Genomic DNA, 26503 nt, shown 5'->3' with positions numbered 1-26503 from the left:
GAACGTCGTGAGACAGTTCGGTCCCTATCTGCCGTGGGCGCTGGAGAATTGAGGGGGGCTGCTCCTAGTACGAGAGGACCGGAGTGGACGCATCACTGGTGTTCGGGTTGTCATGCCAATGGCACTGCCCGGTAGCTAAATGCGGAAGAGATAAGTGCTGAAAGCATCTAAGCACGAAACTTGCCCCGAGATGAGTTCTCCCTGAGACTTTAGGTCTCCTGAAGGAACGTTGAAGACGACGACGTTGATAGGCCGGGTGTGTAAGCGCAGCGATGCGTTGAGCTAACCGGTACTAATGAACCGTGAGGCTTAACCTTACAACGCCGAAGATGTTTTGGCGGAATTGAGAAGACGAACAATATTCAGCTTTGATACAGATTAGCGGAAACGAAAGATTTTACGCTGAGGCAAGGCGGCAAACGCGGCGAAGGAAGGAGCATACGGTGGTATGTGACTGAGTTCGCAAGAGCAGCCAACACAGTCTCAGTGGAAAAGATTCGTTTCGCGCACCAGAATTTGCCTGGCGGCACTAGCGCGGTGGTCCCACCTGACCCCATGCCGAACTCAGAAGTGAAACGCCGTAGCGCCGATGGTAGTGTGGGGTCTCCCCATGCGAGAGTAGGGAACTGCCAGGCATCAAATTTAGCGTGCTGATATGGCTCAGTTGGTAGAGCGCACCCTTGGTAAGGGTGAGGTCCCCAGTTCGACTCTGGGTATCAGCACCAGTTATAGCGGTTAAGGTTCGGCACTTAGACAGAATTTGCCTGGCGGCAACAGCGCGGTGGTCCCACCTGACCCCATGCCGAACTCAGAAGTGAAACGCCGTAGCGCCGATGGTAGTGTGGGGTCTCCCCATGCGAGAGTAGGGAACTGCCAGGCATCAAAAAAAGCAAAAGGCCCTGTCGAAAGACAGGGCCTTTTGCTTTATCTGTTATTTATTCATCAATATCATCATCCTGATTAGGCCCAATTGTTGGGGTATGCTGAACGTTGTGCTGCAACGACATCTTGTAAACCCTTAACATTAGAACGAGAGTAATAAAAAAGGCCACCCTACGGGTGGCCCTGGAACACAGCGATAACAATCAGTGGATAACTTGCGACAGGAAAGCGCGGGTACGTTCTGATTTCGGGTTCGCAAAGAACTCTTCAGGCGGTGCCTGCTCAACAATCTCACCGCGATCCATAAAGATCACGCGATCAGCGACGGTGCGGGCAAAGCCCATTTCATGGGTTACGCACAGCATCGTCATGCCAGATTGTGCCAGGCCAATCATCGTATCCAGTACTTCTTTCACCATTTCCGGATCCAGCGCTGACGTGGGTTCATCAAATAGCATGATCTTTGGTTTCATGCATAGCGAGCGGGCAATCGCCACACGCTGCTGTTGACCACCCGAAATCTGTCCGGGAAATTTGTGCGCATGTTCAGCAATACGCACACGCTCAAGATAATGCATTGCCAGCGCTTCAGCTTCCTTCTTCGGCATTTTACGCACCCAAATCGGTGCCAGCGTACAGTTCTGTAATACGGTGAGATGCGGAAATAGATTGAAGTGTTGGAAAACCATGCCCACTTCCTGGCGAATTTTTTCAATATTGCGGATATCTTCGTTCAGCTCGATACCATCAACAACGATACGGCCCTGCTGATGTTCTTCCAGATGGTTGATACAACGGATAGTCGTTGATTTCCCTGAACCGGAAGGGCCGCAGAGTACAATACGTTCACCCTGCTTAACGTTCAGATTGATGTCCTTAAGGACATGGAACTGCCCATACCACTTGTTCACATTATCGAGCGTAATCATCGCGTCGGCAGGTTGCATAATCATATTATTCATGGTGATCCTCAGTGCGGTGTACGCCCGGTGTTAAAGCGCTTTTCCAGATGCTGGCTGTAGCGCGACATGCTAAAACAGAAAACCCAATAAACTAACGCGGCGAATACATAGCCTTCAGTCGACATGCCGAGCCATGCCGGATCGACCGTCGCCTGCTGTACGCTGCTGAAAAGATCGAACAGACCGATGATGATCACCAGGCTGGTATCTTTAAACAGCGCAATAATGGTGTTCACCAGGCCTGGGATCACCAGCTTCAGCGCCTGCGGCAGAATCACCAGTCCCTGCGTTTTCCAGTAGCCCAGCGCCAGAGATTCTGCGGCTTCGTACTGACCTTTTGGCAGCGCCTGCAAACCGCCGCGTACCACTTCCGCCACATAAGCAGACTGGAACAGGATCACACCGACCAATGCGCGGATCAGCTTATCAATGTTGGTTCCTTCCGACATAAACAGTGGCAGCATGACCGAAGACATGAACAACACAGTGATTAGTGGTACACCGCGCCAGAACTCGATAAACACAACCGACAGCACGCGCACGACTGGCATTTTTGAACGACGACCTAGCGCCAGCAAAATGCCCAGCGGCAGCGCACCGGCAATGCCGACAGAAGCGATAATCAACGTCAGTGTCAGGCCGCCCCACTGGCGGGTTTCAACGCGATCCAGCCCCAGAAAGCCGCCGAACATTAACCACCAGACAACGATTGGATAGATAACGGCCCAGCAGGCAATATAGCGGCCACGATACGGTAAAGATTTCCAGAACATGGGCACAATCGAGAGCAGGCCGATAATCAGCGTCAGATTAATACGCCACCGCTGTTCATGCGGGTAGAGACCATACATAAACTGGCCAAAACGCTCATGAATAAACACCCAACATGCGCCTGCTTTTGTACAGTCCGCCCGGGTTGAACCCACCCAGTTCGCCTGAAAGAACATCCACTGCAGCAGCGGTGGAATCAGCTCCCACATCAGCCACAGGCACACGAGCGTTAGCAACGCGTTCGACCAACTGGAGAACAGATTTTTTCGCACCCACATCACCGCGCCATTGTTTTTTGCAGGTATCTGGCGCGCAGAGGGAGACAGAATAGCTTTTGTCATCGTAATTCCTTAGCGCTCAATTAGTGCAATGCGACGGTTATAAATGTTCATCAGAAGCGAGATCGACAGACTGATAAGCAGATAAACAGACATGGTGATAGCGATGGTTTCAATGGCCTGACCGGTCTGGTTCAGCACCGTTCCTGCGAAGAGTGACACCATATCCGGGTAGCCGATAGCGGCCGCCAGAGAGGAGTTTTTCGCAATGTTCAGATACTGGCTGGTCAGCGGCGGAATAATGACGCGCAATGCCTGAGGGATAATGACCTGGCGCAGTGTCACCGGATGCGGCAGTCCCAGAGAACGCGCGGCCTCATGCTGACCATGAGGAACGGATTGAATGCCAGAACGGATAATCTCGGCGATAAACGCGGAGGTATAAACGGATAACGCAATCGTCAGCGCAGCAAGTTCCGGGATCAGCACCATTCCGCCCTGGAAGTTAAAACCGCGCAGTTGCGGAATATCCCAGTGCAATGCTGCGCCAAAAAACCAGTGCGTCATAAGGGGCAGCACAATAATCAACCCCAGCGCAGCCGGCCAGGTACGACGCAACTGACCGGTCTTGATCTGATGTGCTTTATTAAAACGAAACAGACCGACAGAAATGATCGCTGCTACGATAACAGCGGCAGCAAAAGCCAATAGACCTTCGCCCATTTGTGGTGAAGGGATATAAAGGCCACGGTTGCTCAAAAACAGCAAATCCATTGCGTTTACCGCCTGGCGCGGGCCGGGTAGATTCCGCAGCACGGCAAAGTACCAAAAAAAGATTTGCAGCAGCGGCGGGATATTGCGGAAGGTTTCGATATAAATAGTCGATAGTTTTCGCAGTAACCAGTTTTCCGACAGTCGTGCCAGGCCAAGGAAGAAGCCGAGGAAAGAGGCGAAGACAATACACAATGCCGAGACCAGCAAGGTGTTAAGTAAACCGACAAGGAACACCCGGCCATAGGTGTCACCCTGCTCATAATCAATCAAGTGTTGAACAATACCGAAACCAGCGGCGCGATCGAGAAACGCAAAGCCAGATGTGATCCCGCGATTGTTCAGGTTAGTAACAGTGTTGTGTACCAAATAGATTGCGATAACGACCACGGCGACAATCGCAAGGATTTGAAACAGCCAGGCACGAACCGCAGGGTTAGAAAGGGTGAAGGAGCCTTTCACGGTTGGGCGGCGATGGGACATAGCAAAAACCTCAGTAACCATGACTCTGGGCTGGGCACCACGCGAAGTGGTGCCCGTTACAGCACTTGCGAATTAACGCACTGGCGGAGCGTACTGGATACCGCCGTTATTCCAGAGGTTGTTCTGGCCACGTTTGATTTTCAGCGGGCTTTCAGAACCTACGTTACGTTCAAACACTTCGGAGTAGTTACCGACTTCCTTGATAATGTTGTAAGCCCATTTATTATCAAGCTTCAGATCCTTACCAAAGTCACCTTCTTTGCCCAACAGGTGAGCCATATCCGGTGTCGTCGGGTTTGCGGCTTTCTCATCAACGTTCTTCGAGTTAACGCCCATCTCTTCCGCATTCAGCATCGCGAACAGCGTCCAGCGCACGATGGCAAACCAGTCGTCGTCGCCACGGCGAACAACCGGGCCCAGCGGCTCTTTAGAAATCACTTCCGGCAGGACGATCCACTCTGCCGGGTTGCTCAGTTTAATGCGCAGCGCATACAGCTGAGACTGGTCGGAAGCCAACGTATCGCAACGGCCTGACTCCAGGGCTTTTGCCGATTCGTCAGAACGATCGAAGGTGACCGGGGTATATTTCATGTTGTTGGATTTGAAGTAATCCGCCACGTTCAGCTCGGTATCTGTACCGGCCTGAATACAAACGGTTGCACCATCCAGCTCTTTCGCACTTTTCAGGCCTGCTTTGTTATGGGTCAGGAAACCGATACCGTCGTAATAAGTTACGCCAGTAAATGACAGCCCCATGCCGCCATCGCGGGAAGAAGTCCAGGTGGTATTACGAGAAAGAATATCCACTTCGCCGGACTGCAACGCGGTAAAACGCTCTTTCGCGGTCAGCGGGGTGTATTTCACTTTGCTGTCGTCACCGAAAACGGCGGCGGCAACGCCACGGCAAACGTCTACGTCGATACCGGTGAATTTACCGCTCGCGTCCGCGTAGGAGAAGCCAGGCAGGCCGTCGCTGATACCACATTGTACAAAACCTTTCTTTTTAACGGCATCCAGCGTTGTACCTGCATGCGCCTGATTTGCAAGAGCAAACAGCGCACCTGCAGCGACCAGGCTGGCGATCATCATCTTTTTCATAATGTATCCTGTGTGGCGAAAAATTTATCGTTATAAAAGGCGTCCGTGAAACGCCTGAAACCTGTCTGTGGCTATGGCCATACTCTCTTAAGCAAAGGGAATGCCAATGTTGCGAATGACGTGTTTGAAAGGGGCGTATACGCAATATTGAGAGTGTAGACAGGAAAAAATAAAACCACCGCTCCGCAATGGTGCAAAATTACAACCTATGCCACAAAGTGGAGCAAAAAAATCACATGAATTACTTTTTTTTAACAAACTGGTTTCGTTGGTGAATATAAGCAATATAGTGAAGGGATAGAGTTTGTGAATCAGCTCACGGATAAAGGGCGGGTATATAAAAAACAGGATACTAATACACGGCGGTTAATGGTTTATTTTTGAATAACGGCAGGAACGACATGCTGTTCATTTACTGGTGCGAAAAAGAGTGCACCACAATAAAGCAAAAAAAGAAAAAGCGCGGTGAGCCGCGCTTTTATCAATTTATCGGGTCAAGGCCACGATGCCGAGCGTCAGACCAGCCAGTGCCGCTGCGCCACCCGCAATTGCTCCGGCAGTTTCCCAGTTATCCTGAGTTGTTCCTTTCACGCAGGTATTGGTATGTACCAGGCGACCTTGATCGTCATACACTGGCACGCAAGGAGAATCATGAGCACAACCGGCAAGCAGCGTTGTTAGCAATGCTACAGCGATGAAATTTTTCATAATGTTACCTCGAAATTAACACAACTCCCGATATCAATACCCGTGATATCTCGACTGAGTCGATGTTGATTATTTTACCATCCAGCATCGGCGATTCCCTGGTGTAATAATCTCAAAGTATGTGCACTGTAAAAATCATGGAGAGAAAAGTGCTGCCGGGAAGAGAAAATGCAGAAAAGATGAAACGGACAATAAAAATAGCTCTGCTTCAACTACAACGTATTGATTAATGGCCAGCCTGGAACAGCATTGTGAAATTGACTGCACGCGAATAATAATCCAGTTTATCGCTCAGGGAAAATAAAAGTGTCGTTAAGTTGCTTTATTTAACTGCTTAATTATTCTCAGGAAAAAATAATCCTGCTGGTTAAGCTTATTACCATAAGCGGTAATGGATTCCGCATTTACTCGTTTCCCTAATAAATAACTTTGTAGCGTGTAGCGTGTAGCGTGTAGCAGGTCAGTTCAGTGAGAAAAGTCAGTTTCACTTCCATTTGCGCTCGATCTGCCACAACGTTCAGATTCATCGTTTTGATCAGCGTGACGATCGCATCGTAAGGAGCAATGTTTAAGGGCTTATCTTATGAACTGTAAAGGCATTGCAGAGGCACTGGCCGCAGTCATGAAAAAAGACGATTACGAGAGAGACGGATGAGACTGGCACAACGTAGCGACCCTGCCCAGCCAGCGTTACAGTGAAGACAGGGCGTGCTCTTCATCCGCGCTGCATCCTGTAGATGAAAGCCGCACAAAAGAATGATTTAAATTCCTCGTATAAGCATCTGTATCAATAATAAAAAAGGCGCTATCCCATGCCGAGTAGCGCCTTTTAAAACAAACAGTTAACTGATTATTATCAGTTCATGCCGTATTTTTTCAGTTTTTTACGCAGCGTGCCGCGGTTGATGCCCATCATCAGCGCCGCGCGGGTCTGATTACCACGGGTGTATTGCATCACCATGTCCAACAGTGGCTGTTCAACTTCAGCCAGTACCAGCTCATACAGGTCATTGACATCCTGACCATTCAGTTGAGCAAAATAGTTCTTCAGTGCCTGTTTTACCGAGTCACGGAGTGGTTTTTGGGTTACCTGATCCTGAGAGTTAACGGTAGAAACGGTCAGTACGTCAGAATTTACGCGTTGTTCGAACATAGTTCTGTCAGCTCTTTATTTCATTACGCAAGATTTTCGAAGTATGCCTCCAACGCCTCCAGCTGTTCGCTGGCATCCTCTATGGCGTTGAATGTGCGCCGAAACTGGTCATCTGGAGCGTGCTCCTGGAGATACCAGGAGACGTGTTTACGCGCAATTCGGTACCCTTTTGCCTGACCATAAAAGTCATGCAATTCCCGAACATGCGAACAAAGCAAGCGCTTAACCTCTGCCATCGGCAGAGGGGCAAGCAGCTCCCCAGTGTCCAGATAATGCTGGATTTCCCGGAAGATCCAGGGTCTTCCCTGAGCTGCACGTCCTATCATCAGAGCATCAGCTCCCGTATAGTCGAGTACAGCTCTGGCTTTTAGCGGGTCAGTAATGTCGCCATTCGCGATAACCGGAATGGAAACTTTCTGCTTAACTGCCCGAATACTGTTGTACTCAGCTTCTCCGTTGAACAAACAGGCGCGGGTGCGTCCATGAATGGTCAGAGCCTGAATACCACACTCTTCGGCCAGTTGGGCAATTTCTACGCAGTTACGGTGTTCCGGAGCCCAGCCTGTGCGAATCTTCAGCGTAACAGGCACATCCACTGCATTCACTACCGAGGTCAGGATAGACTTCACCAGATCCGGGTACTGCAACAGAGCCGAGCCTGCCAGCTTGCGATTCACTTTCTTTGCCGGGCAACCCATATTTATATCAATAATCTGGGCGCCGCTTTCCACATTAATACGTGCGGCTTCCGCCATTTCATCAGGATCGCTCCCTGCAATTTGCACAGTGCGAATACCGGGTTCATCAATGTGCACCATCCGAAGGCGGGACTTATCGCTTTCCCATACCTGCGGGTTAGACGACATCATCTCGGATACGGTTAAACCTGCTCCCATCTCGTAGCACAGCGTCCTGAACGGCCGGTCGGTAATACCTGCCATAGGGGCTGCGATCAGGCGATTTCTAAGCTGGTGGTGTCCGATGCGCATGAGTTAAGAAATGACCATACTGTGACTGCAAGGCGGCGTATATTACGCATTTTTTGCACGAGATGAAAGGCCAAACTTTGAGCAATCCTCTGTTGTAGATCAAGGAATCACCAGTCTGCCAAAGTAATTCTGTAATTAAATTATATATTTCATGTGGTTATCATAAATATAAAAATTTCACGTAACTAATAAATTCGCGCGAGTTATCGTTTTTTCTCTGGCCATCAGCAGCAGAACTGCCGTTTTTTACAGCAGAAAAAAGCCGATTTTGCGAACTCGCTCCCATTTTTATGGTGATGTTTTTTCGCGGTCAGGCCGCTAAACATCGGCTTTAGCGGGCTATGATAAACAAGAAAAAGCATCCGCATTGCGACGGGAAAATTGTCAAAGGATGTTTCGCCCACACACTGACGACAGATAAATAACGTGGCCCGCAGGCCACGCTTAAGCACTACTTCTTCTGGCCAGTGATACGGCACCACTCCTCTTTCTCAATCACCGGATCGAGCGTGAAGAGTTCGGCGTAAGCATCGTAGACACTCTCAGCCTGGCTGGCGAGGATACCGGAAAGCCCCAGCAAGCCACCCTCAACGGGCAGTACGCTGATTAATGGTGCCAGTTCACGCAGAGGCCCAGCCAGTATATTAGCGACCACCACATCGGCTTTCATAGCTTCAGGCTGCGCCTGTGGCAGATACAGATCCAGACGATCGGATACCCCGTTACGTTCTGCATTGTCGCGGCTTGCCTGGATCGCCTGCGGATCGATATCAATGCCGATCGCCTTTGCCGCTCCCAGTTTCAGCGCCGCGATCGCCAGGATCCCTGAGCCGCAGCCAAAGTCGATCACTGTCTTGCCGCTCAGATCGAGGCTGTCCAGCCATTGCAGGCACAGCGCAGTCGTAGGATGAGTACCGGTACCGAACGCCAGGCCTGGATCGAGCATCACGTTGACCGCATTTTCGTCTGGTACATCGCGCCAGCTTGGGCAGATCCATAACCGCTCGCCAAAGCGCATTGGGTGGAAGTTATCCATCCATTCGCGCTCCCAGTCTTTATCTTCCAGTTGCTCGATTTTATGGGTGAAGCCTTCGCCCAGCAGTGGGTGCAGTGCAAGCTGGGCCACCACATCGGCCATCTCTGTTTCGGCGTCAAACAGGCCGATAACGTCGGTATCGCCCCACAAGCGGGTTTCGCCTGGCAAGGGTTCAAACACCGGTGTGTCGTGTGTATCCTGGAACGTGATGGATACCGCACCTGCTTCCATCAAAGCATCGCTCAGATCTTCAGCATTTGCGCCGGTAGTGTTCAGTTTCAGTTGGATCCATGGCATGTCGTAACTCTTTATTCATTAATAGAAGCAGTCGGGGTCTGCGGCGTAGGTTGACCAAAACGGTTCCCGACGACGAAGGCCAGCAAACTTAACAGCAACGAGGGCACAATTGGATGAAAGCCCTGGTACTGAATATTAAACGTGGCGAGAACGGCATACAGTATGCCGCCTGTGACCATGGCGCTCAATGCGCCAGCAGCATTCGCCCGCTCCCAATACAACCCCAAAACCAGCGGCCACAGGAATACCGCTTCCAGACCGCCAAACGCTAGCAGGTTTAACCAGATAATCATTTCTGGCGGGCGCCATGCTGCCAGCATCATCAGTACGCCGAGTACCAGGGTTGTCACGGTGGAGATCCGTTTTAAACGCGGTTCATGACGAATTTTAGTCGGCTGGGCGCTTAACCACAGATCTTTGATGATCGTGGCCGAAGCCTGCAATAAATGCGCATTGACGTTAGACATAATCGCCGCCATCGGCGCAGCAAGAAACAGCCCGGCAGCCCAGGGCGGTAGAACTTCGACCATTAACGTTGGGATCACCTGATCGGGTACCGAAAGGTGCGGCAACACGGCGCGACCAAGGGCGCCTGCAAGATGCATTCCCAGCATTAACAGCGCGATGACAATAGTGCCGATAATAATACCGCGATGAACAGATTTGCTGTCTTTATAGGAAATACAGCGAACGGCGGTATGCGGCAAGCCAATTACGCCAAAGCATACCAGCACCCAGAATGAGGTCATAAATGCAGGTGAAAGGATATCGTGGGCGCCTTGCGGGCTTACCAGTTGCGGATCGATCTGTTGTAGTGTCTCCACCGCACGGTGGAGCCCTCCAGCGGCATGGATCACGCCGATCAGCAGCACCAACGTGCCAATCAACATCACCATCCCCTGCATCGTATCGTTGAGTACGCTGGCACGAAAACCGCCGAATGCAGTGTACAACGCAATGGTGATGCCAAAGATCAGCAGGCCAGATTCGTACTTGATCCCGGCGGCAGTTTCCAGCAGACGTGCACCACCGATGAATTGCACGGCAATGGCGCCGACAAAGGCAACCAGCAGGGTAAGGCTGGCGATCCACACAACTGCACGGTTCTGGTAGCGTGCCATCAGCATGTCGTTCAGAGTAATCGCATTGTAACGACGCGCCAGTATGGCGAACTTTTTGCCGAGGATACCCAAAGAGAGCCAGATAGTCGGCACCTGGATCATCGCCAGCAACACCCAGCCGAGGCCAAATTTATAGGCTGCACCCGGCCCGCCGATGAATGAACTGGCGCTGACATAGGTTGCCGTCAGCGTCATTGCCAGCACAAAACCGCCCATCGAACGGCTGCCGAGGAAGTATTCACTCAGGAATGCGCCTTTGGTGCGCTGGCGCATAGCATAAAAGGAGAGACCGAATACTACGATCAGGTAGATAACCAGTACGGCGATAATTTCACCCTGCATCATTATCCTCCAGCGGAATATCCCGGAAGATAAAGCGCACCATTGCCCAGCACAGCAGCACAAAGACCAGCGGCGTCAACAGACAGGCCAGCTCAAACCAGCGTGGCAGCCCGGTGAATCCCTGTTCCGTACCTGGTAGGTAAGCGCATACTAACCATGCAGCAAGATAAAGAAGGGTCAGCCACAGCGCCCAGCGGGCTTCTTTGTGGGCCTGAACAAAACGATTGTCCATTTTTTTCCCTTGTGGATGAAGAAAGCGGGGATTGTACCCTATGGAAAAGATGAGGGGAGAGAAAAAGAAAAAAGGCCGGAAAATCCGGCCTTTTGCGGTGATTGCAGATTACTTTTCCTGCAAGCCGAGTTTTTTCTCCAGGTAGTGGATGTTGGTGCCACCGTGCTGGAAATTCTCGTCGTTCATGATGCGTGTCTGCAACTCCACGTTGGTTTTGATACCGTCGATTATCAGCTCCTGCAACGCATTCTTCATGCGCGCAATTGCCACATCGCGGCTCTCACCGTAGCAGATCAATTTGCCGATCATGGAATCGTAATACGGCGGCACGGTATAGCCGGCATAAATGTGCGATTCCCAGCGAACGCCAAAACCACCCGGCGCGTGGAAGCGCGTGATTTTACCCGGGCTTGGCAGGAAGGTATTCGGATCTTCGGCGTTGATACGGCATTCCACCGCATGGCCTCTGACCACAACTTCATCCTGCTTGATGGAGAGCGGCTGACCGGCTGCAATGCGCAACTGCTCTTTGATCAGGTCAACACCGGTGATCATCTCGGTAACCGGGTGCTCAACCTGAATACGGGTGTTCATTTCGATGAAGTAGAACTCGCCGTTTTCAAACAGAAACTCGAACGTACCCGCCCCGCGATAACCGATATCGACACAGGCTTTGGCGCAGCGTTCGCCGATATAGCGACGCAGTTCCGGGGTAATGCCCGGCGCTGGCGCTTCTTCGACCACTTTCTGGTGACGGCGCTGCATGGAGCAGTCGCGCTCGGCCAGATAGATGGCGTTGCCCTGGCCGTCTGCCAGCACCTGGATCTCGATGTGCCGAGGATTTTCCAGGTATTTTTCCATGTACACCATGTCGTTGTTGAAAGCGGCTTTCGCTTCCGCACGGGTCATGGCGATGGACTGCGCCAGATCGGCATCTTTACGCACAACGCGCATGCCGCGACCGCCGCCGCCGCCGGAGGCTTTGATAATTACCGGATAACCGATACGTTTAGCATGTGTGCGGTTAACGTCATTATCATCGCCGAGCGGGCCATCAGAACCCGGAACGGTCGGCACGCCGGCTTTCTTCATAGCGGTAATCGCGGACACTTTGTCGCCCATCAGGCGAATGGTGTCGGCTTTCGGGCCGATAAAGATAAAGCCGGAGCGTTCAACCTGCTCAGCAAAGTTGGCATTCTCTGAAAGGAAACCGTAACCCGGGTGAATCGCCACAGCGCCGGTGATTTCGGCAGCAGAGATGATCGCCGGGATATTCAGATAGCTTTTCACGGACGGTGCCGGACCGATACAAACCGTTTCGTCCGCCAGCAGTACGTGTTTTAAATCGCGATCCGCAGTGGAGTGCACAGCGACAGTCTTGATGCCCAGTTCTTTACAGGCACGAAGAATACGCAGTGCGATCTCGCCACGGTTAGCGATAACAATTTTATCCAGCATGTGCGCCTCGTTACTCGATGACGACCAGCGGCTCGTCAAATTCAACCGGTTGGCCACTTTCCACCAGAATGGCTTTCACCACGCCTGCTTTATCCGCTTCGATCTGGTTCATCATTTTCATGGCTTCAACGATGCACAGGGTGTCGCCCACGTTGACTTTCTGGCCGATTTCGATAAACGCTTTCGCGTCCGGGCTCGGAGTGCGATAGAAGGTTCCAACCATCGGGGAACGTACGATGTGGCCACTGATTTCTGCGGCAGCAGCAGGTGCTTCCGTAGCAGTTGCAGCTGGTACGACAGCGGCTGCCAGTGCAGGCTGAGCTACCGGCGCAGCATAAGCCTGCATCATCGGGTAGCCAGTATTCGGCGCGCTGCGGCTGATGCGAACAGACTCTTCGCCTTCAGAGATTTCCAGTTCGGAGATGCCTGATTCTTCAACCAGCTCGATCAGTTTTTTAATCTTACGAATATCCATGAGTGGGTTCCGTACTCTTGTTTAGTGTGTTTGTGACAGGCGTTTTACCGCTGTCTGTAAAGCGTATGTATAACCATCGGCTCCTAATCCACAGATAACGCCGACAGCAATATCGGAGAGATAAGAGTGATGTCTGAATGGCTCGCGCGCATGGACATTACTCAGATGGATCTCGATAAACGGGATATCCACCGCCAGCAACGCATCACGAAGCGCGACGCTGGTATGCGTAAAAGCGGCCGGATTGATCAGGATGAAGTCCGCAGTGTCTTTTGCCTGATGAATATGGTCGATCAACGCAAACTCGGCGTTCGACTGAAAATGCGTGAGCGTGACGTTTAGCGCTTCCGCTTCATTTGTTAAACGGTTAACAATCTGCTGCAGAGTGAGCGAACCGTAAGTTTTGGGTTCACGGGTTCCCAGCATATTCAGATTGGGGCCGTTCAAAAGCAAAATACGCAATTTGTCCGCCATTGTGCTGCTATCTCCTGCAATTTTCCGGTAAAAAACAAAATATACCTTGGTTGCGTGGTTGTCACGTTGTTAAAGTCCGAAAACCCTGCCGTGAAAACCAAAGTGGCACATTATAACGATTTCGTAGCATTTGGCAGCAAAATACTGGTCTTATCAGGGAAGATTATTAACCACCTGGCTGATATATGGACGCCAAGGATAATAGATTTGCGGTAAACTGCACAAATTGCTGCATTAACGCCACCATTGGCGGAACTTCTTGTAACGCCATGCTAAAAGCACGATCGCGGTAGCGGCGTACAGGAGCGGTTGCGGGGATAGAATCTTTACGGACCAAAGATAGTGAATTGGGGCGAGGATCGCCACCAGATAGATGAAGTTATGTAATTGTTGCCAGCGCCTGCCCATTTTGCGCTGTGCCCATTGCGTTGATGTGGCCGCCAGCGCCAGCAAAATCAGCCAGCTTATGGCTCCTAGCGTTAAATAAGGACGCGTGATCAGCTCCTGGCCGAGCAACGTCAGATTATTGATGCCGAGCTCCAGCAACGTATAGCTGGTCAGATGAAGGGTCGCCCAGGTAAAACACCACAGCCCGAGCAGTCGCCGTGTGCGGATCAATAAAGGTTGTTTCGCATAGCGCGCCAGGGGTGTAACCAACAGCGTTGCCAGCAGGAATTTCAGTGCCATTCTGCCGGTAAAATGCTGAATATCTTTGGCCGGATCGGCGCTAAAGTAGCCCTGATTTGCCGCCCAGAACAGCCAGAGAAAAGGCAATAGACCCGCCAGATGTAAGGCGACTTTAAGCCAGGTAACCTGTTTTGCCGTTAAACGCACTCAAAAATTCTCCCGTAGATCCAATCCGTGATAAAGCGAAGCCACTTCTTCAGCGTAGCCGTTAAACAATAATGTTGGCTGGCGTTTTACATCCAGCGCGCCGCCGGAACCAATAAAGCGCTCCGTTGCTTGCGACCAGCGCGGATGATCCACATGGGGATTCACGTTAGCGTAAAAACCATATTCGTCCGGCGCGGCGAGATTCCAGGTGGTGGGGGGCCGTTTACTGGTGAGCTTAATGCTGACGATTGATTTTATGCCTTTAAAACCGTACTTCCACGGAACGGTCAGCCGAATCGGCGCGCCATTTTGCGGTGGTAGCGCTTTGCCATAGACACCCACTGTCAGCAGCGTTAAGGGATGCATTGCTTCATCTATACGTAGGGCTTCGACGTAGGGGTATTTCAACCCACCACCGATAAACCGATCTTTTTGACCCGGCATCTCCTCCGGCGCGTAACGCGTTTCGAAAGCGACATATTTTGCGTTGCTGGTGGGTTCGACCAGCGCCAACAGCTTATGCAGTGGGAAACCGATCCACGGTACGACCATCGACCACGCCTCGACACAACGCATGCGATAAATGCGCTCTTCCAGCGGGAAGCGCGACGTCAGCTCTGCGTGATCGAGGGTTAACGGTTTCGCTACTTCGCCATCAATGGTCAATGTCCAGGGATCGGTTTTCATCCCCCCGGCATTCGCTGCGGGATCGGCTTTATCCAGACCAAATTCATAAAAGTTATTGTAGCCAGTGACCTTATCTTCCGGTGTTAATGCGAGTTTGGCTTGCCACTGTGCCGGCTGGCTGAAGTCGAGGGGTTTTCCTGCAGGAGCTTTCGGACGGTCATGACCTTTAAACCAATCCAGCAGATCCGCCTGCGCCATCGGCGATAAACTTAGCGTTGTCGCGCCAATACCCAGCATTTTTAGCACCTGACGGCGCTGTAACATAAATGCAGATTCAGCAGTTACGTCGGCTTCAGTCAGTTTTTTCTTCATAGCATCCTCGGCGAATTTTTTAATGAGCATGGTGTAAGCGATGCGATAGCGCGAGTGGGAGTGTGTTACCAAACATTGGACATCATTTGCCGAAAACATTCATCCCTGTGATTGCTGATTGGAAAAATATTTATGAGGGCTATACTCGCAGGGGTAAAAACGGCCTCGGATTTTTCTAATTTTACTCCTGACTCTTCTATATCGCGGTTAGATTTGAAAGTTAGTGCTTACTTTTTAAGAAACTCTGGGTCGGTATCGTCCTTTTCTTTAAAATAACGGAGTTAACACAGGGATGCGATTAACGACGAAATTTTCCGCTTTTGTAACGCTGCTGACCGCGTTGGCGATTTTCGTCATGCTGATCGGCTGCTCACTGAGCTTTTATAATGCCATACAAAACAAGGTCGCTAACCGTGTGGCAGCGGTCGCGGCGATTGTGGATACCCGCCTGATTTCTACGCCTGTTAACCGGCTTTCGCCTCAGCTTGATGAGCTTATGGTGCCGCTGGATATTATTAAAATTGAGGTAAAGCAGGGGAAGAAAACCCTGCTCAGCTATGCGCACAACGGGAGCTACCGTCCGGCAGGCAGTAGTTTGCAGACCCATGAACTGCGCATTTCGGCGCTGAAAAACCCCGGCCTCACGATTTCACTTATCTACCTGGATCCGATGGCCAACTACTTTCGTTCACTGGCCAATGCGGCACCGCTGACTGTCGCGATCGGTTTTATGATCATCATTATCTTTCTTGCTGTGCGTTGGCTGCATCGTCAGCTTTCCGGACAGGAACTGCTGGAAAGGCGAGCAACGCGGATCCTCAATGGCGAGCGAGGCCCGCAGGTTCGCGGCAGTATCTACGAATGGCCATCACGCACCAGCAGCGCGCTGGATGTGCTGCTGACCGATATTCAGTTCGCCAGCGATCAGCGCAGTCGGATGGATACGCTGATCCGCTCTTATGCAGCACAAGATACACGTACCGGTCTGAACAACCGTCTGTTTTTTGATAACCAACTGGCGACCTTGCTGGAAGATCAGGAAAAAGTAGGTTCGCATGGGGTCGTAATGATGATCCGCCTGCCAGATTTTGATCTCATGCGTGAGAGCTGGGGGCTGCACACGGCGGCGGAAGAGTATTTTTTCACCCTCATCAACTTACTTTCTACTTTTATTATGCGTTACCCTGGTGCGCTGCTAGCACGCTATCAACGCAGCGATTTTGCCGTGCTGTTGCCACACCGAACATTAAAGGAAGCGGAAAGTATCGCCGGACAGATTCTGAAATCTGTCGATGGGCTACCATATAATAAGGCACAAAACCGCGAAGATATTATGCACATTGGCGTTTGTGCATGGCGTAGCGGCCAGTCAACGGAACAAGTGATGGAGCATGCGGAAGCTGCGGCGCGTAATGCGGTATTGCAGGGTGGTAACAGTTGGTCAGTTTATGATGACTCATTACCCGAGCAAGGGCGTGGCAATGTGCGCTGGCGGACGCTGATAGAACAAATGCTGAGCCGGGGTGGGCCGCGCGTTTATCAAAAACCCGCTGTTAATCGCGACGGGCTGGTGCATCACCGTGAACTGATGTGTCGTATTTTCGATGGTGAACAGGAGGTGATCGCCGAAGAATATATGCCGATGGTGTTTCAGTTTGGGCTCTCCGAAGAGTATGACCGTCAGCAGATCACCCGTCTTATTCCCTTCCTGAAATTTTGGCCGGAAGAAAATCTGGCGATGCAGGTGACAGTTCAGTCTCTCGTACGCCCGCGTTTTCAGCGCTGGCTGCGTGACACATTAATGGAATGCGAAAAATCTCAACGTAAACGAATTATTTTTGAACTTGCTGAGGCTGATGTTTGTCAACACATCAGCCAGTTACAGTCGGTTGTGCGATTAATTAACGCTCTGGGCGCGCGCGTAGCGGTAGTGCAAGCGGGTCTGACGTTGGTGAGCACCAGTTGGATTAAAGTGTTGGATGTGGAGTTATTAAAGCTGCATACGGGACTGGTCAGGAATATTGAAAAGCGTACCGAAAATCAGTTGCTGGTTCAGAGTCTTGTGGAGGCGTGCAAAGGCACGCGGACACGCGTTTTCGCGACAGGCGTTCGAGCACGGGCTGAATGGCTTACGTTGGTAGAGCGGGGAGTTGTCGGGGGACAGGGCGATTTTTTCGCGACTTCTCAACCGCTCGATACCAATGTGAAAAAATATTCGCAAAGATACTCGGTTTGAACTGCTGTTTGAGTTGTTTTCACGTAGAATAACGCGCGCTGTCATTTTTGGGGGTGTGCTTGTCTGCCCGCCGGATTGCAACAGTAATAAAAAGCCGGTTTGACCTTTGAAATAACGCAAAAGCAATACGCCGGAACAGAAGTTTTTTTCTGGTTCCAGTCGAAGACGTGTCGTTTTGCAACAAAGGAAACAAACTGCACTAATTTTCACCGTAGCAGATGATTCTTACGCCTTGTCGCTGCTGCGTGTGGTTGGTAAAGTAAGCGGATTTTGTATCTGCCCCAGCTTTCAGGATTATCCCTTAGTATGTTGAAAAAATTTCGTGGCATGTTTTCCAATGACCTGTCCATTGACCTGGGTACCGCGAATACCCTGATTTATGTAAAAGGACAAGGCATCGTATTGAATGAGCCGTCCGTGGTGGCCATTCGTCAGGATCGTGCCGGCTCACCGAAAAGTGTGGCCGCAGTGGGTCATGAAGCGAAACAGATGCTTGGGCGTACACCGGGCAACATCGCAGCGATTCGCCCGATGAAAGATGGTGTTATTGCTGACTTCTTCGTGACCGAAAAAATGTTGCAGCACTTTATTAAACAAGTGCACAGTAACAGCTTCATGCGTCCAAGCCCGCGAGTGCTGGTTTGTGTGCCGGTTGGCGCGACCCAGGTTGAACGCCGGGCGATTCGTGAATCCGCACAGGGCGCAGGCGCGCGTGAAGTCTTCCTGATTGAAGAGCCGATGGCGGCCGCGATCGGCGCAGGCTTGCCGGTATCTGAAGCGACCGGTTCTATGGTTGTGGATATTGGTGGTGGTACCACGGAAGTCGCGGTTATCTCTCTTAACGGCGTGGTTTACTCCTCTTCCGTGCGTATTGGCGGCGACCGCTTCGACGAAGCGATCATTAATTATGTCCGTCGTAACTACGGCTCCCTGATTGGTGAAGCAACCGCTGAACGTATCAAACACGAAATCGGCTCTGCTTACCCGGGAGACGAAGTCCGTGAAATCGAAGTGCGTGGCCGTAACCTGGCTGAAGGCGTACCGCGCGGTTTTACCCTGAATTCCAACGAAATCCTGGAAGCACTGCAGGAACCGCTGACCGGTATTGTTAGCGCGGTGATGGTTGCCCTGGAACAGTGCCCGCCAGAACTGGCTTCCGATATCTCCGAACGCGGTATGGTATTGACCGGTGGTGGTGCACTGTTGCGTAACCTTGATCGCTTGCTGATGGAAGAGACCGGTATTCCTGTTGTGGTTGCAGAAGATCCACTGACCTGTGTAGCGCGTGGTGGCGGCAAGGCGCTGGAAATGATCGACATGCACGGCGGCGACTTGTTCAGCGAAGAATAGTCCGCGTCAGAACCGGAGTGACCTCTCGCTCCGGTTCTGTCTGGCCTGAGAATACGCAAAGCCTATGAAGCCAATTTTTAGCCGTGGCCCGTCGCTACAGATTCGCCTTTTTCTGGCGGTTTTGGTAGCGCTTGGAGTCATCATTGCCGACAGCCGCCTCGGTATGTTCAGCCAGATCAGAACGTACATGGATACTGCCGTCAGTCCCTTCTATTTTATTTCCAATGGTCCCCGTGAATTACTCGATAGCGTGTCGCAAACGCTGGCATCGCGTGACCAGCTCGAGCTTGAAAACCGGGCGTTGCGTCAGGAACTGCTGCTGAAAAACAGCGAACTGCTGATGTTAGGGCAGTACAAACAAGAGAACGCGCGTCTGCGTGAACTGCTGGGATCGCCACTGCGTCAGGATGAGCAGAAGATGGTGACCCAGGTGATCTCGACGGTGAACGATCCGTACAGCGATCAGGTTGTGATCGATAAGGGCAGCGCGAACGGCGTTTACGAAGGCCAACCCGTGATCAGCGACAAAGGCGTCGTCGGTCAGGTAATCGCTGTAGCGAAACTGACCAGCCGCGTGCTGCTGATTTGCGATGCGACGCATGCGCTGCCGATTCAGGTTCTGCGTAACGATATCCGCGTGATTGCCGCCGGCAACGGCTGCACCGATGATCTGCAACTGGAACACCTGCCCGCGAACACCGATATTCGCGTGGGTGATGTGCTGGTTACCTCCGGCCTTGGTGGTCGTTTCCCTGAAGGATACCCGGTTGCCGTTGTTTCATCGGTGAAACTGGATACGCAGCGTGCGTACACGGTGATTCAGGCGCGTCCGACGGCGGGGCTGCAACGTTTACGTTATCTATTGCTGCTGTGGGGGGCGGATCGTAACGGCACCAATCCACGGACGCCGGAAGATGTGCATCGCGTGGCGAATGAACGTCTGCTGCAAATGATGCCGCAGGTTCTGCCTTCGCCTGACGTGATGGGGCCACCTGCGCCGATGCCTGCTCCGGCAACCGGTATTACACAGCCGCCTCCGCAACTCTCTCCGGGAGGGCAATAGTGGCAAGTTACCGTAGCCAGGGGCGCTGGGTTATCTGGCTCTCGTTTTTCATTGCTCTGTTGCTTCAAATCATGCCCTGGCCGGACGACATTATTGTTTACCGGCCAAACTGGGTGCTACTTATTCTGCTTTACTGGATCCTGGCGCTCCCGCACCGCGTAAATGTCGGTACGGGTTTCGCTATGGGTGCCATACTGGATCTGATTAGCGGATCCACCTTGGGTGTTCGTGCGTTGTCATTAAGCATTGTCGCCTATCTGGTTGCACTGAAATTTCAGTTATTCCGTAATCTGGCGCTCTGGCAACAGGCGCTGGTGGTCATGTTGTTGTCCTTGGCGACTGAAGTCATTGTTTTCTGGGCTGAGTTCCTGGTAATTAACGTTTCGTTCAAGCCCGACATTTTTTGGAGTAGCCTCGTAAATGGCGTGCTCTGGCCGTGGCTCTTCCTGTTAATGCGTAAGATCCGCCAGCAGTTTGCGGTGCAATAAAGGTTGTTATGACACATATCTGGCTTGCTTCCGGCTCCCCCCGTCGTCAGGAACTGCTCACTCAATTGGGTGTGGCTTTCGAACGTATCGTTCCGGGAATTGAAGAACAACGTCAGTCGCAGGAGAGTCCGCGGCAGTACGTTCTGCGCCTCGCACGTGAGAAGGCGCAGGCGGGCGTAGCGATGGTGCCGCGTGATTTGCCAGTGTTAGGCGCGGACACGATTGTGATATTTAATGGTGAAGTGCTTGAAAAACCGAAAGACTCCTCGCATGCTTCCAGTATGTTACGTTTGCTTTCCGGGCAAACACACCAGGTCATGACCGCTGTGGCACTGGCCGATCGCCAGCACTTGCTCGATTGTCTGGTGGAAACAGAAGTGACCTTCAGAGCGTTATCAGAAAAGGATATTGCCGCCTACGTCGAAAGCAAAGAACCGCTGGATAAAGCCGGCGCGTACGGCATTCAGGGGCTGGGTGGGTGTTTCGTCAGGAAAATTAACGGTAGTTATCATGCCGTTGTGGGTTTACCGCTGGTGGAAACTTGGGAATTGCTGAGCAATTTTAACGCACTGCGTGAAGGGGGAGATAATCATGACGGCTGAATTGTTGGTCAACGTTACACCATCGGAAACACGCGTCGCCTATATTGACGGCGGTATTCTTCAGGAAATTCATATCGAGCGCGAAGCACGGCGCGGGATAGTAGGCAATATCTACAAAGGTCGTGTCAGCAGGGTACTTCCGGGTATGCAGGCGGCTTTTGTAGATATTGGTCTGGAAAAGGCGGCGTTTCTACACGCCTCCGACATTATGCCGCACACCGAATGCGTCGCCGGGGAAGAGCAGAAAAACTTCACCGTTCGCGATATCTCCGAACTGGTTCGCCAGGGGCAGGATCTGATGGTGCAGGTGGTCAAAGATCCCCTCGGCACCAAAGGCGCGCGCCTCACCACAGATATTACGCTGCCGTCCCGCTATCTGGTGTTTATGCCGGGTGCGGCGCACGTTGGCGTTTCCCAGCGTATTGAAAGTGAGGCCGAACGCGACCGTCTGAAGCAGGTGGTGGCCCGCTACTGCGATGAGCAGGGCGGTTTTATTATTCGTACTGCCGCTGAAGGCGTGTGCGAAGAGGATCTCTCTTCTGATGCTGCTTATCTTAAGCGTGTCTGGACGAAAGTGATGGAGCGCAAAAAGCGCCAGCAGACGCGCTGTAAACTCTACGGCGAACTGGCACTGGCTCAGCGCGTACTGCGCGACTTTGCCGATGCGCATCTGGATCGTATCCGCGTTGATTCGAGGCTGACCTTTGAGGCGTTGCTTGAGTTTACGGCCGAATACATTCCGGAAATGACCAGCAAACTGGAACATTACAGCGGTCGCCAGCCGATCTTCGATCTCTACGATGTGGAAAACGAAATTCAGCGTGCGCTGGAGCGTAAGGTCGAATTGAAATCTGGCGGCTATCTCATCATTGATCAAACCGAAGCGATGACCACTGTCGATATTAATACCGGCGCATTTGTCGGCCATCGCAACCTTGATGACACCATCTTCAACACTAACATCGAAGCCACTCAGGCGATCGCCCGGCAGCTACGCTTGCGTAATCTTGGCGGCATTATCATCATTGATTTTATTGATATGAGTAATGAGGATCACCGCCGTCGCGTGCTGCATTCGCTGGAGCAGGCGCTGAGTAAAGATCGGGTAAAAACCAGTATCAACGGTTTTTCCCAGCTTGGGCTGGTAGAGATGACCCGCAAACGCACACGCGAGAGTGTGGAGCACGTCCTGTGTAAAGAATGTCCCACCTGTCATGGCCGGGGAACGGTGAAAACCGTGGAAACTGTGTGCTATGAGATCATGCGCGAGATCGTTCGCGTCCATCATGCCTACGATTCCGATCGCTTCCTGGTCTATGCTTCACCTGCGGTAGCGGAAACCCTGAAAGGTGAAGAGTCGCACGCGCTGGCCGAAGTGGAAATCTTCGTCGGCAAGCAGGTAAAAGTGCAAATCGAGCCGCTCTATAATCAGGAGCAGTTTGACGTAGTCATGATGTAATGCGCAACGTGCTGCGGCACGAGAGGGTTTGATAGGGTTGACAAGGAGAGAGGCGTGAGGCGACTGCCGGGGATATTGCTGCTCACAGGGGCGACGCTGATTGTTATCGCGGCGCTGTTGGTGAGTGGTTTGCGCCTGGTGTTGCCGCACCTGGATAACTGGCGCGAGGCAATCCTGACGCGAATTACGGCGCAAACCGGCATTCCGGTTTCGGCCAGTCAGTTGCAGGCGCGCTGGGAGAATTTCGGCCCTGAGCTGGAAGTGCGCGATATTAAAGCCCGCTTGAATGACGGCGGCGATCTTTCCGTTAAGCGCGTAACGCTGGCGCTGGATGTCTGGCAGAGCCTGCTCCACCTGCGCTGGCAGTTCCGTAATCTCACCTTTTATCAACTGGTCGCGCGCACCAATACGCCGTTGCAACGGAATGACAACGGTGAGCCGATTGCCAGCGATCGTATCGGCGACCTCTTCTTACGCCAGTTCGATCATTTCGATCTTCGCGATAGCCGCGTCAGTTTTCTGACGCTTTCCGGCCAACGCGCCGAACTGGCGATCCCGCAGCTTACATGGCTTAACGGCAACGATCGTCACCGCGCCGAGGGGCAAGTCAGTCTCTCTAGCCTGACCGGGCAGCATGGTGTGATGCAGGTTCGGATGGATCTCCGCGACGACAACGGGCTACTGAATAATGGCCGTGTCTGGCTGCAAGCTGATGATATCGATGTTAAACCATGGCTCGGCAGGTGGATGCAGGACAACGTGGCACTCGATTCTGCCCGTTTTAGCCTTGAGGGCTGGATGACGCTGAATAAAGGCGTGGTGGAAAGCGGCGATGTATGGCTGAAAAAAGGCGGTGCAAGCTGGCAGGGAGAGCAGTCAACAACCCACCGTTTGACGGTCGATAACCTGACCGCCCATGTTTCCCGTCAACAGCAAGGCTGGCAGTTTGATGTGCCGGTAACACGTATCGCTATTGATGACCACGCATGGCCGCAGGGTGCGCTGAGTTTCGCCTGGGTTCCGGCGCAGGAAGTGGGCGGGGTGAGCAGCGATGAATTCCGCGTTCGCGCCAACAACCTTGAGTTGAGTGGGCTGGAAGGGCTGCTGCCGATTGCGCAGAAGATCTCGCCGTCCCTGTACGATATCTGGCGCACTATGCAACCGGAAGGTTCGCTGGAGCAACTGGCACTGGATATCCCGTTACAAGCAACCGACAAAACGCGTTTCCTGGCACAGTGGAAAGATATCCGTTGGAAACAGTGGCAGTTGTTGCCGGGCGTTGAACATTTCAGCGGCAAGCTGGAAGGCAGCCTCGCTGATGGGCGCTTAACGGGTGCAGTGACGCAGGCGAAAATGCCGTACGTCGGCGTGTTCCCGGAGCCGCTGGAGATTGAGAAAGCGGACGCCACGCTGAACTGGCAGAAGAACGAACATGGCTTCCAGATTGATGGGCATAACATTGATGTGCAGGCGAACGCGCTACATGTGCACGGAGGTTTCCGTTATCTCCAGCCGCAGGATGATGAACCCTGGCTTGGTATTCTGGCGGGGATCAATGTTTCCGATGCTGGGCAGTCCTGGCGCTACTTCCCGCAAAACCTGATGGGCAAAGCGCTGGTGTCGTATCTTAGCGCTGCCATTCAAGGCGGGCAGGCACAGGATGCCACTCTGGTGTACGGCGGCAACCCGCACTTATTCCCCTATAAGCACAACGAAGGTCAGTTTGAAGTGCTGGTACCGCTGCACAATGCGACCTTTGCTTTTCAGCCTGATTGGCCAGCGCTGCAAAATCTGAATATTGAGCTGGATTTTCTCAATGACGGTCTATGGATGAAAAGCGATAAGGCGGCCCTGGGCGGTGTGATCGCCAGTAATCTTACCGCGGTTATTCCTGATTATGAAAAAGAGAATCTGCTGATCGATGCCGATATTAACGGCCCAGGCAAAGCCGTTGGCCCCTACTTCAAAGAGACGCCACTGCACGATACGCTGGCCAGCGCACTGGATGAACTGCAACTTGATGGCGACGTAAGCGCTCGCTTACACCTTGATATTCCGCTGGACGGCGAGATGACCGTCGCTAAAGGCGATGTGGCGTTGCGTAACAATAGCCTGTTTATCAAGCCGCTTAACAGCACGCTGAAAAACCTCAGCGGCAAATTTAGTTTCGATAATGGCACCCTGAAAAGCGAACCATTACAGGCGACCTGGTTTAATCAACCTCTGAACCTTGATTTTTCCACCACAGAAGGTGACAAAGCGTATCAGGTAGCGGTCAATCTCAATGGCAAATGGCAGCCCGCGCGCACGGGCGTATTACCTGCACAGCTTGAATCTGCGCTCGGCGGCAGCGTGGCATGGAAAGGGGATGTTGGAATTGAGCTGCCGCATAGCGGTGGTGCGACCTACAAGGTCAATATTGATGGCGATCTGAGTAACATCGCCAGCACTTTGCCGCCGCCGCTGGATAAAGCTGCTGGTAAAGTGCTGCCGGTTAAACTAAAAGTGGATGGCGATCTGCGTGGCTTTGCGCTGACCGGCAATGCTGGTAGTAATAATCACTTCAACAGCCGCTGGTTGCTTAACAACAAACTCACGCTCGATCGTGGGATTTGGACCTCGGATAGCCGTACCCTTCCGCCATTGCCGGCACAGTCGGGGCTGGAACTGAATCTCCCCGCCATGAATGGCGCACAGTGGCTGGCGCTGTTCCGCCAGGGTGTGGCGAATAATGTCAGTAATTCAACGAGTTTCCCGTCCAGCATCACGTTACGCACACCCGCACTGACGCTGGGCGGACAGCAGTGGAATAACCTGAGTATCGTCTCGCAGCCGCAGCTTTCCGGTTCTACCATTGAGGCGCAGGCGCGGGAAATTAGCGGTACGCTGACGTTACGCGATAATGCGCCATGGCAAGCGGCCATCCGTTACCTCTATTACAATCCGTCTAATATGCAGCCGAATGATGATGACATTTCGTCGCCGTCGACGTTGCTGCGCGGCAAAACCCGTATTGATTTTACCGGCTGGCCAGATTTGCAGTTGCGCTGTGCTGAATGCTGGCTGTGGGGACAAAAATATGGTCGCATCGATGGTGATTTCTCGATTAATGGCGATACGCTTACGCTGACCAACGGTCTGGTGGACAGTGGTGCCGCGCGTCTGACAGCAGACGGCGAATGGATTAATCGGGAAGGGGCAGAACGCACGTCGCTGAAAGGTGTGCTGCGCGGCGAGAAATTCGACTCGGCAGCGAGTTTCTTTGGCGTCTCGACGCCGGTACGCGGCTCCTCTTTCGATATCAACTATGACCTGCACTGGCGTAGCCCGCCGTGGCAGCCGCAGGAAGAGTCGCTGAACGGCATTTTGCGTACGCGGCTGGGGAAAGGGCAGATCACCGATATCAGCACTGGTCATGCGGGCCAGTTACTGCGCTTGTTCAGTGTCGATGCGCTGCTGCGCAAACTGCGCTTCGATTTTAGCGATACTTTCAGCAGCGAAGGGTTCTGGTTTGACTCGATCCGCAGCACCGCATGGATCAAAGATGGCGTGCTGCACAGCGATGATACGCTGGTGGACGGGCTGGAGGCGGATATCGCGATGAAAGGTTCGGTCGATCTGGTGCGCCGCGAACTGAATGTTGAAGCGGTAGTGGCACCAGAAATTTCGGCCACCGTAGGCGTGGCAGCTGCTTTCGCCGTCAACCCGATCGTAGGCGCGGCAGTGTTTGCCGCCAGTAAAGTGCTGGGTCCGCTATGGAATAAAGTCTCTATTCTGCGCTACAGCATTACTGGCCCGGTTGATCAGCCGCAGATTAACGAAGTCCTGCGCCAACCGCGCACGGACAAAACGCAATGATTTGACGGCATAGGCGAATTGCCTCAAGCTCCTTGTATCGCTTTTTTTATTGCCCGATGTGGCGGCAACGATGAGTAAAAAATG

At 52.5% G+C, this 26503-nt stretch carries 22 protein-coding genes, 1 tRNA gene and 3 rRNA genes; 11 read left to right on the top strand and 15 right to left on the bottom strand.

Translation table 11 applies throughout. The features are described 5' to 3' along the window. The 4 genes from BM427_RS11570 to rrf (BM427_RS11555) all read left to right on the top strand — a co-directional run. Window positions 1-317: ribosomal RNA gene (locus BM427_RS11570) — 23S ribosomal RNA — on the top strand; the annotation flags it as partial. A gap of 202 nt (window positions 318-519) precedes the next feature. After that, window positions 520-635: ribosomal RNA gene (rrf, locus tag BM427_RS11565) — 5S ribosomal RNA — on the top strand. 14 nt (window positions 636-649) lie between these two features. Then, window positions 650-725 (top strand) — tRNA-Thr (locus tag BM427_RS11560). Between the two features lie 38 nt (window positions 726-763). After that, window positions 764-879: ribosomal RNA gene (rrf, locus tag BM427_RS11555) — 5S ribosomal RNA — on the top strand. Between the two features lie 206 nt (window positions 880-1085). Here the strand turns inward: rrf (BM427_RS11555) and BM427_RS11550 are convergent. From BM427_RS11550 to msrP, 15 genes are all read right to left on the bottom strand, one after another. After that, entirely contained in the window at window positions 1086-1844 is a 759-nt protein-coding gene (locus BM427_RS11550) for an amino acid ABC transporter ATP-binding protein (protein WP_090121705.1), read from the bottom strand. Window positions 1845-1852: 8 nt separating this feature from the next. Then, window positions 1853-2956: an amino acid ABC transporter permease gene (locus BM427_RS11545; protein WP_090121703.1), complete on the bottom strand. Its 1104-nt coding sequence runs from the start codon at window positions 2954-2956 to the stop codon at window positions 1853-1855. Between the two features lie 9 nt (window positions 2957-2965). After that, complete coding sequence (locus BM427_RS11540; protein WP_090121701.1) at window positions 2966-4147, bottom strand: amino acid ABC transporter permease; 1182 nt, start codon at window positions 4145-4147, stop codon at window positions 2966-2968. Window positions 4148-4219: 72 nt separating this feature from the next. Beyond that, window positions 4220-5245, bottom strand: a complete 1026-nt coding sequence (locus tag BM427_RS11535; protein ID WP_090121699.1) for an amino acid ABC transporter substrate-binding protein — start codon at window positions 5243-5245, stop codon at window positions 4220-4222. 486 nt (window positions 5246-5731) lie between these two features. Beyond that, complete coding sequence (locus tag BM427_RS11530) at window positions 5732-5953, bottom strand: putative periplasmic lipoprotein (protein ID WP_090121698.1); 222 nt, start codon at window positions 5951-5953, stop codon at window positions 5732-5734. 856 nt (window positions 5954-6809) lie between these two features. Continuing rightward, on the bottom strand, window positions 6810-7106 hold the full coding sequence (gene fis, locus BM427_RS11525; RefSeq protein ID WP_000462905.1) for a DNA-binding transcriptional regulator Fis: 297 nt from the start codon (window positions 7104-7106) through the stop codon (window positions 6810-6812). A 23-nt stretch (window positions 7107-7129) separates the two neighbouring features. Beyond that, window positions 7130-8095 (bottom strand): tRNA dihydrouridine synthase DusB, encoded by a 966-nt coding sequence (gene dusB / locus BM427_RS11520; protein WP_090121696.1) that lies wholly within the window; start codon window positions 8093-8095, stop codon window positions 7130-7132. A 451-nt stretch (window positions 8096-8546) separates the two neighbouring features. After that, window positions 8547-9428 (bottom strand): 50S ribosomal protein L11 methyltransferase, encoded by an 882-nt coding sequence (gene prmA, locus BM427_RS11510; RefSeq protein ID WP_090121693.1) that lies wholly within the window; start codon window positions 9426-9428, stop codon window positions 8547-8549. Between the two features lie 11 nt (window positions 9429-9439). Further along, window positions 9440-10891: a sodium/pantothenate symporter gene (panF, locus tag BM427_RS11505; RefSeq protein ID WP_090121691.1), complete on the bottom strand. Its 1452-nt coding sequence runs from the start codon at window positions 10889-10891 to the stop codon at window positions 9440-9442. After that, a complete protein-coding gene (locus BM427_RS11500) occupies window positions 10881-11123 on the bottom strand; it encodes a YhdT family protein (RefSeq protein ID WP_090121690.1) in 243 nt (80 codons plus the stop codon). The genes panF and BM427_RS11500 overlap by 11 nt, the downstream gene beginning before the upstream one ends. Before the next feature lie 108 nt (window positions 11124-11231). Next, window positions 11232-12581, bottom strand: coding sequence for an acetyl-CoA carboxylase biotin carboxylase subunit (accC, locus tag BM427_RS11495; RefSeq protein WP_090121688.1), 1350 nt, complete (start codon window positions 12579-12581; stop codon window positions 11232-11234). A gap of 10 nt (window positions 12582-12591) precedes the next feature. After that, window positions 12592-13056: an acetyl-CoA carboxylase biotin carboxyl carrier protein gene (gene accB / locus BM427_RS11490; protein ID WP_090121686.1), complete on the bottom strand. Its 465-nt coding sequence runs from the start codon at window positions 13054-13056 to the stop codon at window positions 12592-12594. Window positions 13057-13077: 21 nt separating this feature from the next. Next, window positions 13078-13530, bottom strand: coding sequence for a type II 3-dehydroquinate dehydratase (gene aroQ, locus BM427_RS11485; protein ID WP_090121684.1), 453 nt, complete (start codon window positions 13528-13530; stop codon window positions 13078-13080). 234 nt (window positions 13531-13764) lie between these two features. After that, window positions 13765-14364, bottom strand: coding sequence for a protein-methionine-sulfoxide reductase heme-binding subunit MsrQ (gene msrQ / locus BM427_RS11480; RefSeq protein WP_090121682.1), 600 nt, complete (start codon window positions 14362-14364; stop codon window positions 13765-13767). Then, the gene (gene msrP / locus BM427_RS11475; RefSeq protein ID WP_090121760.1) at window positions 14365-15363 is read right to left on the bottom strand and encodes a protein-methionine-sulfoxide reductase catalytic subunit MsrP; all 999 of its coding nucleotides are present in this window, start codon (window positions 15361-15363) and stop codon (window positions 14365-14367) included. It abuts the gene before it with no gap. A gap of 292 nt (window positions 15364-15655) precedes the next feature. On the opposite strand from msrP, the gene csrD reads away from it, so the two are divergent. From csrD to yhdP, 7 genes are all read left to right on the top strand, one after another. Beyond that, window positions 15656-17599 (top strand): RNase E specificity factor CsrD, encoded by a 1944-nt coding sequence (gene csrD, locus BM427_RS11470; protein ID WP_090121680.1) that lies wholly within the window; start codon window positions 15656-15658, stop codon window positions 17597-17599. 306 nt (window positions 17600-17905) lie between these two features. After that, window positions 17906-18949, top strand: coding sequence for a rod shape-determining protein MreB (mreB, locus tag BM427_RS11465; protein WP_006818047.1), 1044 nt, complete (start codon window positions 17906-17908; stop codon window positions 18947-18949). A 64-nt stretch (window positions 18950-19013) separates the two neighbouring features. Beyond that, window positions 19014-20012 (top strand): rod shape-determining protein MreC, encoded by a 999-nt coding sequence (gene mreC / locus BM427_RS11460; protein ID WP_090121679.1) that lies wholly within the window; start codon window positions 19014-19016, stop codon window positions 20010-20012. After that, a complete protein-coding gene (gene mreD / locus BM427_RS11455; RefSeq protein ID WP_061492963.1) occupies window positions 20012-20500 on the top strand; it encodes a rod shape-determining protein MreD in 489 nt (162 codons plus the stop codon). The genes mreC and mreD overlap by 1 nt, the downstream gene beginning before the upstream one ends. 8 nt (window positions 20501-20508) lie before the next feature. Further along, window positions 20509-21102, top strand: a complete 594-nt coding sequence (locus BM427_RS11450) for a Maf family protein (protein ID WP_090121677.1) — start codon at window positions 20509-20511, stop codon at window positions 21100-21102. Next, window positions 21092-22561: a ribonuclease G gene (gene rng, locus BM427_RS11445; RefSeq protein ID WP_090121676.1), complete on the top strand. Its 1470-nt coding sequence runs from the start codon at window positions 21092-21094 to the stop codon at window positions 22559-22561. Before BM427_RS11450 ends, rng begins: the two co-directional genes overlap by 11 nt. Before the next feature lie 54 nt (window positions 22562-22615). Continuing rightward, complete coding sequence (gene yhdP / locus BM427_RS11440; protein WP_090121674.1) at window positions 22616-26419, top strand: AsmA2 domain-containing protein YhdP; 3804 nt, start codon at window positions 22616-22618, stop codon at window positions 26417-26419. Window positions 26420-26503 lie beyond the last annotated feature (84 nt).

The organism is Kosakonia arachidis (assembly GCF_900116535.1).
Taxonomy (GTDB): Bacteria; Pseudomonadota; Gammaproteobacteria; order Enterobacterales; family Enterobacteriaceae; genus Kosakonia; species Kosakonia arachidis.
The sequence above is the reverse complement of the archived record's forward strand: the minus strand, read 5'-3'. Positions and strand labels throughout refer to the sequence as shown.